8 protein-coding genes are annotated in these 12,202 nt (G+C 65.1%); 3 read left to right on the top strand and 5 right to left on the bottom strand.

Annotation, left to right across the window (positions count from 1 at the left end; all coding sequences use genetic code 11):
• The first annotated feature begins 900 nt into the window (after nucleotides 1-900).
• On the top strand, nucleotides 901-3,033 hold the full coding sequence (flhA, locus tag ACQR2C_RS12445) for a flagellar biosynthesis protein FlhA (protein WP_434863796.1): 2,133 nt from the start codon (nucleotides 901-903) through the stop codon (nucleotides 3,031-3,033).
• Between the two features lie 361 nt (nucleotides 3,034-3,394).
• Nucleotides 3,395-3,595 (top strand): hypothetical protein, encoded by a 201-nt coding sequence (locus ACQR2C_RS12440; RefSeq protein ID WP_315803233.1) that lies wholly within the window; start codon nucleotides 3,395-3,397, stop codon nucleotides 3,593-3,595.
• Between the two features lie 131 nt (nucleotides 3,596-3,726).
• On the opposite strand, the gene ACQR2C_RS12435 is transcribed toward ACQR2C_RS12440, so the two are convergent.
• From ACQR2C_RS12435 to fliI, 4 genes are all read right to left on the bottom strand, one after another.
• Entirely contained in the window at nucleotides 3,727-4,776 is a 1,050-nt protein-coding gene (locus tag ACQR2C_RS12435; protein ID WP_316237628.1) for an anti-sigma factor, read from the bottom strand.
• Between the two features lie 53 nt (nucleotides 4,777-4,829).
• A complete protein-coding gene (locus ACQR2C_RS12430; RefSeq protein ID WP_315714037.1) occupies nucleotides 4,830-5,378 on the bottom strand; it encodes a sigma-70 family RNA polymerase sigma factor in 549 nt (182 codons plus the stop codon).
• A 153-nt stretch (nucleotides 5,379-5,531) separates the two neighbouring features.
• A complete protein-coding gene (fliJ, locus tag ACQR2C_RS12425) occupies nucleotides 5,532-5,951 on the bottom strand; it encodes a flagellar export protein FliJ (RefSeq protein WP_315714036.1) in 420 nt (139 codons plus the stop codon).
• A 109-nt stretch (nucleotides 5,952-6,060) separates the two neighbouring features.
• Nucleotides 6,061-7,383, bottom strand: coding sequence for a flagellar protein export ATPase FliI (fliI, locus tag ACQR2C_RS12420; RefSeq protein ID WP_315803231.1), 1,323 nt, complete (start codon nucleotides 7,381-7,383; stop codon nucleotides 6,061-6,063).
• A 440-nt stretch (nucleotides 7,384-7,823) separates the two neighbouring features.
• Here fliI and ctrA point away from each other — a divergent pair, with 440 nt between their 5' ends.
• Nucleotides 7,824-8,525 carry a response regulator transcription factor CtrA gene (gene ctrA, locus ACQR2C_RS12415; RefSeq protein ID WP_012046382.1) on the top strand — a complete coding sequence of 234 codons (702 nt, stop codon included), beginning with the start codon at nucleotides 7,824-7,826 and terminating at the stop codon, nucleotides 8,523-8,525.
• A 1,312-nt stretch (nucleotides 8,526-9,837) separates the two neighbouring features.
• Here the strand turns inward: ctrA and ACQR2C_RS12410 are convergent.
• Nucleotides 9,838-11,922: a phospholipase D-like domain-containing protein gene (locus tag ACQR2C_RS12410; RefSeq protein WP_434881239.1), complete on the bottom strand. Its 2,085-nt coding sequence runs from the start codon at nucleotides 11,920-11,922 to the stop codon at nucleotides 9,838-9,840.
• Nucleotides 11,923-12,202 lie beyond the last annotated feature (280 nt).

The following is a 12,202-nucleotide window of genomic DNA, read 5'->3' as shown; positions in this document are numbered from 1 at the left end:
GCCGCGCGGACGAACGGTTCGTTGCGCACGGCGAAATCGTGCGGTCCTGATACCCCGACGCTGGTATCAACGTGGCGCAATGCAAACGCATTGCGCCAGGGATGGTGGCCAACAAGCCCGGCGCACCAGGGAGACCACGTATAAGCCGTTCCAACCGTCGCGCAGGGAAGGCCGGGTGTTCCGGGCCAGACCTGTGGTGACTGCCGCCTGCTTTTTTTCTGCAGGCGGGCCACGGGCGCGGCCAGCGCCCGGCCTTCCCTGCGCCCTCCATTTGTTTCGAGGGCGGACCTGATGCACAGCTCGGGCGCGATGCGCCGCGGGAGACGATCGCTCATGTCTGCGAGAACACGCTCATTCGTGCAGCTTGGTGTCGGGCGCGGCGGGGGCCTCATGGTTCGAGACGCCGCTGCGCGGCTCCTCACCATGAGGGTCTGGCACCAAAGGCGGTGCTGCACATTGACCATGAACACGCTCACAGCATCTTCATGGAGAGGGGTGAGCTCCGAGAGCGGCGCTGGACATCGACCGTGCTCAGCGTGCGCTTGGACCGGAGCTTGTCGGCGGGCGTGCAGCCTGACAGCGCCTCCCCTCACCCTGAGGAGCCCGCCGAAAGGCGGGCGTCTCGAAGGGCGAGGCCCCCGACCGCGGCGGCCCATCGAAGATGCGGCGGGAGAGCCCATCCCCTCCCGCAACCTTTTGTTAACCGCCATTAACCGAACGCTAACCATACACCGGGCAAAAATTGCCGGGTGGAACGTGCGTGTCGTGGGCGGGTGCAGTTGACGGAGGAGAGCTTCCGTGGACGCCGGCGCGGTACCTCAGGTTCGGAACGGCGGCCCATCGGCCGCCGCGCAGTCGTTTGGGGCCGGCAGACGCGGCCCGCGGGAAGGGGCGAAAGCCATGGTCGACGTCACGGCGGGTCAAGGCGCGGGGTCTCCGGCCGGCGGGTTCTCATTCGCTGACCTCAAGACAGCAGTCCTGCGCGGCGACATCGCGCTGGCGCTCGGCATCCTCACCATCCTGGTGGTGCTGATCCTGCCGCTGCCCTCGCTGGTGCTCGATCTTTTCCTGGCGATTTCGATCACCCTGTCGATCCTGATCCTGATGACCGCCCTGTTCATCCAGGCGCCGCTGGAATTCTCGTCCTTCCCGACCATCCTGCTGATCTCGACGATGCTGCGGCTGTCGCTCAACCTGGCCTCGACCCGGCTGATCCTGTCGCGCGGCCACGAGGGCACCGATGCCGCCGGCCACGTCATCGAGGCGTTCGGCAACTTCGTGATGGGCGGCAATTTCGTCATCGGCATCATCGTGTTCGCGATCCTGGTGACGGTGAACTTCGTCGTCATCACCAAGGGTTCGGGCCGCATCGCCGAAGTCGCGGCGCGCTTCCACCTCGACTCGATGCCCGGCAAGCAGATGGCGATCGACGCCGACCTCTCCGCCGGCCTGATCGACGAGAAGGTCGCCAAGGTCAGGCGCAAGGAGCTGGAGGACGAAAGCGGCTTCTTCGGCGCCATGGACGGTGCGTCGAAGTTCGTCCGCGGCGACGCGGTCGCCGGCCTGCTCGTCGTCTTCATCAACATCATCGGCGGCATCATCATCGGCGTCGCCCAGCAGGGCCTGGGTTTTGCCGAGGCCGCCCGCACCTACACCACGCTGACCGTCGGCGACGGCCTCGTCACCCAGGTGCCGGCGCTGATCGTCTCGACCGCCGCAGGCCTGCTGGTCTCCAAGGCCGGCGTCAGCGGCGCTGCCGACAAGGCGCTGATCAAGCAGTTCTCCGGCTATCCGCAGGCGCTCGGCATGTCCGCTGCGGTCATGCTGGTGCTGGCGGCGCTGCCGGGCATCCCGACCCTTCCGTTCCTGGCGCTCGGCGGCGGCGCTGCGGTGCTCGCCTTCCAGGCGCGCAAGCAGAAGGACGTGGCCAAGGCGGAGGAAGCCGCCGCAGAAGCTGCGGCCCCTGCCGCCGCCGCGGCCGCGGCCGCAGCCGCCGAAGAGCCGATCTCCGCCGCGCTCAAGATCGACGACCTCAAGATCGAGCTCGGCTACGCGCTGCTGCCGCTGGTCAACGCGCCCGACGGTACCGACCGACTCACCGACCAGATCAAGGCGCTGCGCCGGTCGCTGGCGATCGAGATGGGTTTCGTGATGCCGTCGGTCCGCATCCTCGACAACGTCCAGCTCGAGGCCAACACCTACATCATCAAGATCAAGGAGGTCGACGCCGGCTCCGGCAAGATCTGGCCGAGCCAGTTCATGGTCATGGACCCCGGCGGCAACCAGGTCGCGGTGCCCGGCATCCACACCACCGAGCCGACCTTCGGCCTGCCCGCCACCTGGGTCGACGCCGGCCTGAAGGAGGAGGCGACGCTCAAGGGCTACACGGTGGTGGACGCGGCGACCGTGCTGTCGACGCATCTGACCGAGCTGCTGAAGGCCAATATGAGCGACCTGCTCTCCTACGGCGAGGTGCAGAAGCTCCTGAAGGAGCTGCCGAAGGAGCAGAGCGAGCTGGTCAAGGACATCGTGCCGACCCAGATCACGATCTCCGGCATCCAGCGCGTGCTGCAACTACTGCTGTCGGAGCGGATCTCGATCCGTGATCTCTCGACCATCCTCGAAGGCATCGCCGACGCGCTCGCCTTCTCGCGCAACCCGGCCACGATCGTCGAGCATGTCCGCGCCCGCTTGGCACGCCAGATCTGCGCGCAGAACACCTCGCCGATGGGCTACCTGCCGCTGATCGCGCTGTCGGCGAAATGGGAGCAGGCGTTCGCGGAATCGCTGATCGGCCAGGGCGAGGAGCGCAGCCTCGCGATGCAGCCGTCGAAACTGTCGGAGTTCATGACCGCCACGCGCGACGCCTTCGAGCGCGCCGCACGCGAAGGAGAGTCGCCGGTGCTGGTGACGTCGGCGGCGATCCGGCCCTTCGTCCGCTCGCTGGTCGAGCGCTTCCGCGCCCAGACCACGGTGCTGTCGCAGGCGGAGATTCATCCGCGGGCGCGGCTGAAGACGGTGGGCAGCGTGTGACGGAACCGAGGATTCCCGAGCGCGTTTCATCCGGGGAGCCGGCGCTAGGCGCCGGCTTGTGCCGTTTTTACCGGCAGGACCACCCCTTGCTTTACCGCCACAGGCAAACGTTTTCTTAATTTTGCGTTAGGTGGCCGAAGTTTCATCCGTACACCGAACAACCATTTAAATTATTGATATAGCTATAAAAAGTGACATTTCAGCGATTTTCGATCGCGAGACATCACGCATTATCACACACTTGTGATGCGGTCTACGAAACAGAATTGAGGTTTCCTACGTTAGTTGACGCGAGACGATGAACCGGAACGCTCCCGGCTCACACGAATCAGCGAAGGACGGAAGACGGCAGGAGGCTTCCATGAACCACTCGATTTACAGCGCGGATCGGACGACCCACCTCAAGATCGTGGTGGTTGCGCTCGTGGCTGGCATCGCGGTGGCCGGCCTCGGCATCTCGGCCCGTCTCAACGCGGAGCCGAACTACACGCAGACGGCAAAGGTCATCAAGGCCGGCAAGCCGATTGCGGTGACAAGCTCGGAGACCTCGCTGGTTCGCTGACAGGAATTCCCGGAATTCACGCGGTTCTCACAGCCCCCCAACTGGCCGCGTGGATATGTAGTAGACCCAACCCCAAGTCGACTACTGAAAACGCCCGCTCCCCACGGGCGTTTTCTTTTTGGTCGTTGGCTTCAGCGCGCCGGCGGCACGGTCTCGATCAGCTTACCGGTAAACACGATCGGCCCGGTCGCCTGCCCGGTCGGCGACCCGCCCTCCGGCTCGACCGTAACCGCGTAGGTCGCGCGACTCACTGTGTCGGCATCGTAAGACGAGAGGACGGGACGGCTGGTGAAGTCGCTGCCGCCGATCACGCCGAGCGAGCGCGGCTTCTGCAGCTTGTCGGACACGAGCCACAACTCGAAGCTCTTGCCCGGCTCCGGCGCGGCGCCGACCCGGCGCACGGTGTAGCTCTTGCTGGCGGCATCGACGGTCAGAATGAACGCCGGCGATGCCGCGTCCTTTTGCAGGAGGGCAACGAACTGGGCCGAGGGCTGCACGGCCGGCACCTTGACCTCGACGGTCTGGATTCGCGGCTTAGGCTGCAATGGCCGCGGCAGCAGGTCGGGGCGGTAAACCTGGACACCGACCAGCGCAAGCAGCACGGCGGCGATCGCGGTCATGATGTTGGCGACCGCGCGCAACTGCCGGACCTTGGACGAGAGGCGAACGATGTTCGCGTTGTCGTTCGCAACCTCGTCCGTCGCAGGCGCATTTCGCCGGGCTGCGATGGCCGGGGCTTCGACACCGATGTCTTGCGGAGCGACCTGAATCGCGGGAGCGCCGATCTTCGCGGCTTCGATCTCGGCAACCTCGACGGTTGGCGCCTCGAGCTTGGGTACATCGGCCGGCGGAGCTTCGGCGACGAGCGCTGGAGCCTCGGCAGTTTCCGGCTCCGGCGGAGCGACGACGACCGGAACCTCGACAACCGCCGCAGGCTCGGCCGCGGCGTTCGCGCGCAACCGCGCGATCTCGGCCTTGATGCGCTCCCACAGTTCGGGGCGCGGCTCGACCAGCCCGACCATCTGGTTGAGCGGACCGAGACGGAATTCCCACGCCTGGACCAGCGCGACAAAATCGGTGTCGACCGCCATCATGGTCTCGACCTGCGCCCGTTCGGCGGCGTCGAGCGTCCCGAGCGCATATTCCGCCGCCAGCGCGATATGGTCTTCGCTATACGCCATCACAGGTCCAGATCACGTCACCTACAAGATCTCTCGCCGGCTCGGACAGCACCTCATCCGAGACCGAGACATTGGCGGATGTCCATCATGCTCCGCCGCAGCCAGGTCTTCACCGTGTTCACCGGCGCCTCGAACTTGGTCGCCAATTGCTCGCGGCTCCAGCCGTTGTAGTAGGCAAGCAGCACGAGCTTCTGGCGGTCGGGCTCGAGCTGGCCGACGCATTCCAAAAGACGCTTGAGCTCCTCCGACATCTCGCGGCGCGCCAGCGGGTCCGGCGTCTCGGCAGCCACCTCGAGCGCGGAGGGCTCATCCTCCAACGACAGCTCGCCGCGCTTGCGCACCAGATCGATGGCGCGGTTGCGGGCGATGGCGGCCATCCAGGTGATCGGGGACGACACGGCCGGGTTGAACTGCGCGGCGTTGTTCCAGACCTTCACATAGGTCTCCTGGACGACCTCCTCGGCGAGGTCCTGTCGGTGCAAGATACGGAGCACGACGCCATAGAGTTTCGCGCGCGTCGCCGCGTAGAGGCGCTCGAAGGCGGCCTCGTCCCCCTTGGCAACAGCGGCAAGCAACCAGACCAGCTCTGCCGGCGTCAGCATTCAGCGTCCCCGAAAATCGCCCCACTCCCTCGTTCGAGCCTACGTCCTCCCGTAGCACAAGTCCTGGGCAACTCTCCACCGGGGCGGGCGCGACGAAAAACCCGGACCTCGCGGCCCGGGTTTTCGAAAGCGAAAGCCGTGACGGCGACAGGCTCAGGCGATGACGCCGAGCCGGGCGCGCATCAGGCCGATCGAATCCATGTCCGCCTGCTCGCGGGCGCTCTCCTCGGCCTTCTCGCGGGCCTGGTCACGCTCGTCGAGCAGCTCGACCTTCTTCATCTCCTCGAACGCTTCGGACAACGCGGCCTTGGCGTCCTCGAGCTGGGTGCGCAGCTCGTCGGCCGAGCGCGTCAGGTTTTCCCGGCGCTGGATCGCGGCCTTGGCGTAGGTCGGATAGGCAAAGTGGGTCGGGTCGTTGATGCCGGCCCGCTCCTGCTCGGTCTGGATCTCCCGCTCGAGCTCGGCCGACATGCGCTGGAAGTCAGCGATCATGCCCTCGATCTGCGTCACCCGGCGGCGTTTCTCATCCACCTGAAATTTCTTCAGACGGATCAGCGTTTCGCGCGACTTCATCGACTCATACTCCCCAGAAGTCCCGTATACGGCGCGGGACAGGGCCGGCCGCCCGTGCTGGGCTCGCCGACTAGGCTCGTTACATGGAGGGGATGATTACCCGACAAAGTTAGCTTTCCGTTTCCAAGCGCCCCAGGATCTGTTCCAGCTCCCGATACCCGCTCTGCAGCGTCGAGACCTCGTCCTTGCGCTGGCGCAGGAACGCCTCCAGCGGCTCGTGCAGCCGGATCGCCTCGTCGACCTCCGGGCTGGAACCGGCGCGATAGGCGCCGAGCCGGATCAGCTCCTCCATGTCGGCATAGGTCGCCATCACCTGGCGCGCCCGCATGATCGTCGGCAAGAATACGGGGTCGGCCGATTTCGGCATCGTCCGCGACACCGATTTCAGGACGTTGATCGCCGGATAGCGGCCGCGTTCGGCGATCGAACGCTGCATCACGACGTGGCCGTCGAGAATGCCGCGGACCGCATCCGCCACCGGCTCGTTGTGATCGTCGCCATCGACCAGCACCGTGAAGATTCCGGTGATGGTACCCTCGCCGCTGCCCGGCCCCGCCCGCTCGAGCAGTTTCGGCAGCTCAGTGAACACCGTCGGCGTGTAGCCCTTCGCGGTCGGCGGTTCGCCGGCCGACAGCCCGATCTCGCGCTGCGCCATCGCAAAGCGCGTGACCGAGTCCATCAGGCAAAGGACATCCTTGCCCTCGTCGCGAAAATATTCGGAGATCGCGAGCGTCAGATACGCCGCCTGCCTTCGCATCAGCGCCGGCTCGTCCGAGGTCGCGACCACCACGACGGAGCGCGCGAGGCCCTCATCGCCGAGATCGTCCTGCAGGAACTCCTGCACCTCGCGGCCGCGCTCGCCGATCAGTCCGATCACCGACACCGCCGCGTCGACGTTGCGCGCCAGCATCGACAGCAGCACCGATTTGCCGACGCCGGAGCCGGCGAAGATGCCGAGCCGCTGGCCGCGGCAACAGGTAAGAAAGGTGTTGAGTGCGCGAACGCCGAGATCGAGCGGCGCACCGACACGCCGTCGCGAATGCGCCGGTGGCGGATTGTTCCGATAGGGAACCGGCGAGGCGCCCTGCGGCAGCGGCCCCTTGCCGTCGATCGGCTCGCCCATCGCATTGATGACGCGGCCGAGCCAGGCCGGCGACGGCCGCACCTGATTGGCGGCATTGGCGATCACGGCACGGCAGCCGCGGCGCACGCCCTCCAGCCCGGCGAACGGCATCACCACGGCGTTCTTGCCGGAGAACCCGATCACTTCGGCAGGGATGTAATTGTTGCCGGTCTCGATCACGATGCGCGCGCCGACCGACATCGCATGAATCGGCCCGGCGATCTCCACCATGAGTCCCTTCACGCCGACGACACGCCCATAGGTGTTCACGGCGTCGATGTCGCTGATCTGCTCGGCCAGAGCCTTCATTGCGGAAGAGCCTTCATTGCCAAAGCGCCTTTATTGCGAGAGAGAGGGCATTGCACCAGAGCCTTCATTGCGAAAACCTTAAGTAGGGGCAGATTCGCGTCGTCGGTTTAACTCTGTGTTTACTCGCATCATTAATCATTACGTCATGGTCTGGAGTGACTGACGTGCTTCGCTTTGCCGCCCTCAAAAAGCGGTGAGATCCGAGAGTCGGTTAGGTCCATCTCTTAACATGGAGCTTGAACGAGAGCGGCTAAGAAAAACTGCTTCATCGCAACACCTTACGGCGATTCGATAAAAATTGCACGGATAGAGCTTGCGGAGGGGAATCAGGATTTGTTAACCATCTCTCGTCAGGATCCGAATCAGTTGTTCAAAGGCGTTTTGAGTGCCGCAGATGGCGGCCGACCTGACGCCCGGAGCGGCGACTATGGGGAACTGGCATGCGCGTTTTGCTGATTGAGGATGACAGCGCCGTCGCGCAGTCGATCGAACTGATGTTGAAGTCCGAAAGCTTCAACGTCTACACGACTGACCTGGGCGAGGAAGGCGTCGACCTCGGCAAGTTGTACGACTACGACATCATCCTTCTCGACCTCAATCTGCCCGACATGTCCGGCTACGACGTGCTCAAGCAGCTGCGCGTGTCGAAGATCAAGACGCCGATCCTCATTCTGTCCGGCCTCGCCGGCATCGAGGACAAGGTCAAGGGTCTCGGCTTCGGCGCCGACGACTACATGACCAAGCCGTTCCACAAGGACGAGCTGATCGCCCGCATCCACGCGATCGTCCGCCGTTCCAAGGGCCACGCCCAGTCGGTCATCCAGACCGGCGACCTCGTCGTCAACCTCGACACCAAGACGGTCGAAGTCGGCGGCCAGCGCGTGCACCTGACCGGCAAGGAATACCAGATGCTGGAGCTGCTTTCGCTCCGCAAGGGCACCACCCTCACCAAGGAGATGTTCCTCAACCATCTCTACGGCGGTATGGACGAGCCCGAGCTGAAGATCATCGACGTCTTCATCTGCAAGCTGCGCAAGAAGCTCGCCAACGCCTCCGAAGGCCGCAACTTCATCGAAACCGTCTGGGGCCGCGGCTACGTGCTGCGCGAGCCGCACGACATGGACGAGCGCATCCCCGCCTGAGCTTTCACTGGGTCCTCCGGCAGGCCTCACGGCTTGCTCCTCCCAGACTGGGCCCCGCCGCAAATGGCGGGGTTTTTGTTTGTGGGGGTGGTTGTTCATGGAGCGGGCGCCTCCGACGGAACGAGCGCCTCGCGCCTGGCAATCGGCGATGGAGCCAAGCTCTCGCCACGCGCCCGCTGCGCTCCCCTCCCCCTTGCGGGGAGGGCGATCGCATTTGGTGAAAGAGGCAGGGCGCGCAGTCTTTCCGCGACCATCCTTCGAGACGCCCGCCTTCGGCGGGCTCCTCAGGATGAGGGCCTTCTCCGCCGCAAAGCTGTTGATCCTCATGGTGAGGAGCGTCGCTCTTGCGACGCGTCTCGAACCATGAGGCCATGAAAGGTCCACCCAGGAAAACCATATGCGATCGCCCTGCCGCAAGGGGGAGGGGAGCGCGCCGCGCTCGCACGCCTCAAACGACCGGACACGGCCGCCCTCGCCTTTCATCAGGCAAAGGGCGCCTGGTCCCCGTGCGCCATCGCCCGCCATCGATCTCTCCAAAATCCATCATCCCATGTCATCATCCCATGTCATCATCCCATGTCATCGCGATCTCGCAGCGCCCCGCGCCCGAGTGATGTGCCATTCTGACCGCCCTCTACCTAACTGAGGGCGCAGGGAAGGCCGGGCGCTGGCCGCGCCCGTGGCCCGCCTGCAGAAAAGAAAGCAGGCGGCAGTCACCACAGGTCTGGCCGAAACACCCGGCCCTCCCCGCGCGATGGCTTTACGATTTATACGCGATCTCCCTGGGGACCGGCTGTCTTGCCCCCATCACCCGCAGGCTGCGCTTGACCGCAACGCCCACGCGCTTGGCCTCAGCACCGGGAGGCCAGGACCACGCGATTTCACCGTGCGCCAGGGATCGTTCGTCGGCACGGCCAAGCCATGCTGCGATCTCCAACGCCCATCGCATCCCACACCCGACGTCCGTGACGACCGCGAAGCGTCCCCTCGTTGGGGCGGGACGGAGCGAGTAAAACACAAATTCTGCAAAAGCGAAAGAAGAATTTTTGAGAAGCCGAAATTCGTCCGGTCGAGCACGAACTGACAGGCTTGCGTTGGGGTCAGCGCAGACCGCAAGCCGTGTCCGCGAAAGTTTCCTGCCGGTTTTCGCTGCATCGGCCCATGTGCAGAAGACTCATCGGCGTCGGAAGCAACCTTTCACCCGACGCCGAAGTGGGAACAGCTTACGAGAAGGCCGACGGCAGCATCGAAGCCAAGGAGCCGGTCGCAAGGATCGAGATGGTCGGCACCTCGCAGCGCAGGCCGAGTGCCATCAGCGCCCCTTCCTCGCCCCGCTCTTCGTTGCTCGCTTAGCGCTCTTTGCCGTCTTCTTCTTGGCCGCCTTCTTGCTCGCCTTCGCTTTGGCCTTCTTTCCAGCGACCTTCTTCGTCGCCGTCTTTGCGGCTTTTTTCTTCGTCGTCTTTTTGCCGCCTGCCACGGTCTTCGCTGCAGCGGCAGCCTTCTTCGCGGTCTTCTTGACGGGCTTGTCGGACGTCGTCGAAGGGTTCGTCTTTGCAGCCGGCTTCTTCGCCGGCACCGTCCCCGCGGCTGGAGCCCCACTCCCACCCGCCGCCGACAGCCAGAACCGCAGCTCCGGTGACTTCTCCTCGGCGCCCTTGATGTAGCGGTCCTGCCAGGTGTCGTCGCCTTGCAGCGGCTTGCCGAAGATGTCGGGGTGCTGCTGCAACAGGAAGCGCCAGGCGTAGTGGTCGTAGAGGTCGAGGACGTGGCAGGCATAGGCCTCGGCGAGACCGCGGTGGCCGCGGATGATCAGCATGTTCTCGTCGTTGTTGTGCGAGGCGCGGAAGCCGAGATTGTGCGAGCCGGTGACGACGACGCAGTCGTCGCTGAACGGATCGATCACCACGATCTTGCTGTGGATGATGGCGAAGCCGTATTTGCCGAGCTCCCGCTCCCATTTGCCGAACGCGTCCTGCACCGCGCCGGCCGGCACCGCACGGAAGTCGATGCTGCCCTTGGCGCCCGGCTGCTTCGGCTTGCCGGCCTCGCCGACCACCGTCACCTGGGGCGCGGTATCCTCCACGCCCGCCTCCGCCGGACGTTCCGAATGACCGCCGGAATGCAGCGCGGCGGAGAAGTTGGTCGCGCGCACCGGGCTGGTCAGCGCGCCCCGCACGAACAGATCTGGCTTGTCCTTGAGCAACTGGCCGGCGACGTCGAGGATCGAGTTATTGCCGGGATCGAAGGCCAGGAACAACACGGCGTGCTTGGCGCCCTTCATCAGTTCGAACACGCGGCCCATGTCACCGGGCGTATCGGGATTTTTGCCGAGCTTGCCGTGGGTGTTGGGCGAGAACATCGGCTCGACGGTGACGCCGTGGCCTAGGTCGACCGGCGCCTGGATCGCGTCGGCATTGTTGGCATGGGCGAAGTCGCGCAAGGTCTGCGACTGCAGCGCCGCCTTGTTGCCGGCGGCGGCGGCGACGTCGGCCTTCAGCGCGTTCCAATAGCCGAGATAGCGCTGCGCCAACACGGGGCTTTCCACCACCAGCGCATTGTTGGTCTGGGTGCACAGGCCGGTCGAGGTCCAGTTGGTCGAGCCTGAGAGCACCGCGCTCGGCTTGCCGTTCTCGGTCAGCACCATGAACTTGTTGTGCGGGATGCTGCCCTTGCCGAGGATGCGGTCGATCACGGCGACGCCGGCCGCCTTCAGATTGGCGCGGTTCTCGGCATCGGCATCGTCGGAGTCCTTGCCCTGCTCGTTGCCGAGGATGACGCTACGGCTCGCCGGGTTCTGGTGGAGCTGCTTCTCCAGGCCGTCGGGATCGTTGAGCTCGTAGAGCGCGGCATGAATGGTGCCGCCGCCGGCATCGGCGCGCGCCAGCAGTGAGGTCAGGCCGTCCTGGAGCTGGCCCATCAGGCGGATGCGAATGGGATCGGCGGGATCGAGGATGTGCGGCGCCAGCGCCGACACGCTCGGCTTGTCGTTCAGCTCATGGCTCAGCGCCTGGGTCGCGGTGATGCCGCGGTTGAAATAGACGTGGAACGGCGGCCGCTCCGGCGTCAGCGTGACCGCATTGCTCTCCAGCGGAGCGACGCCGGCGAGCGGCGTCAGCGTCTGGCCGGGCGTGCCGCCCATCGGCACGATGCGATATTTGTAGGTGCCGCCACGCCTGGCATACAGGTCCTTCCACCAGAACTTCTGCACTGGCGCCTGGTCGGTGGCGAGCTTGTCGGCGGTCTGCCCGGCAAACCGCGCCAGCGCCGGCAGCACCGTGTCGGTGTTATCGGCGCTATCGATGCGATGAATGGCGAAGCCCAGGCAGCCGTCGAGGCGGCGGTCGAAGGTCCAGGCGACGACGGCGATATCGTTGTTGGAAAATGCAAGCGCGGGCATGGCGGCACTCCTCGTCTGACAAGGATATGTCGCCGGGTTGCATCAATGGTTCGATGCATCCGGGGCAGGAAAGGGAAATCGAGGGCACGGCAGTGCGGTGCGGGAGGGCGAGGATCGTGACCTGCGAGCTCACGCGGCACGCGAGGTCAGCTCCCCTCCCCCTTGCGAGGAGGGCGATCGCATATGGTGAAAGAGGCTGGGCGCGCAGTCGTTTCGCGACCATCCTTCGAGACGCCCGCCTTCGGCGGGCTCCTCAGGATGAGGGCCTTTCTCCGCCGCA

This window comes from Bradyrhizobium sp. HKCCYLRH3061 (assembly GCF_051168015.1).
Lineage (GTDB): Bacteria > Pseudomonadota > Alphaproteobacteria > Rhizobiales > Xanthobacteraceae > Bradyrhizobium.
The sequence above is the reverse complement of the archived record's forward strand: the minus strand, read 5'-3'. Positions and strand labels throughout refer to the sequence as shown.

Bases quoted from the DNA above. Each gene is read 5' to 3' on its own strand.
- ACQR2C_RS12435 (WP_316237628.1), bottom strand. From the start codon at position 4,776: ATGGCGTATAGCGAAGACCATATCGCGCTGGCGGCGGAATATGCGCTC.
- ACQR2C_RS12430 (WP_315714037.1), bottom strand. From the start codon at position 5,378: ATGCTGACGCCGGCAGAGCTGGTCTGGTTGCTTGCCGCTGTTGCCAAG.
- ctrA (WP_012046382.1), top strand. From the start codon at position 7,824: ATGCGCGTTTTGCTGATTGAGGATGACAGCGCCGTCGCGCAGTCGATC.
- fliJ (WP_315714036.1), bottom strand. From the start codon at position 5,951: ATGAAGTCGCGCGAAACGCTGATCCGTCTGAAGAAATTTCAGGTGGAT.
- ACQR2C_RS12410 (WP_434881239.1), bottom strand. From the start codon at position 11,922: ATGCCCGCGCTTGCATTTTCCAACAACGATATCGCCGTCGTCGCCTGG.
- fliI (WP_315803231.1), bottom strand. From the start codon at position 7,383: ATGAAGGCTCTGGCCGAGCAGATCAGCGACATCGACGCCGTGAACACC.
- ACQR2C_RS12440 (WP_315803233.1), top strand. From the start codon at position 3,395: ATGAACCACTCGATTTACAGCGCGGATCGGACGACCCACCTCAAGATC.
- flhA (WP_434863796.1), top strand. From the start codon at position 901: ATGGTCGACGTCACGGCGGGTCAAGGCGCGGGGTCTCCGGCCGGCGGG.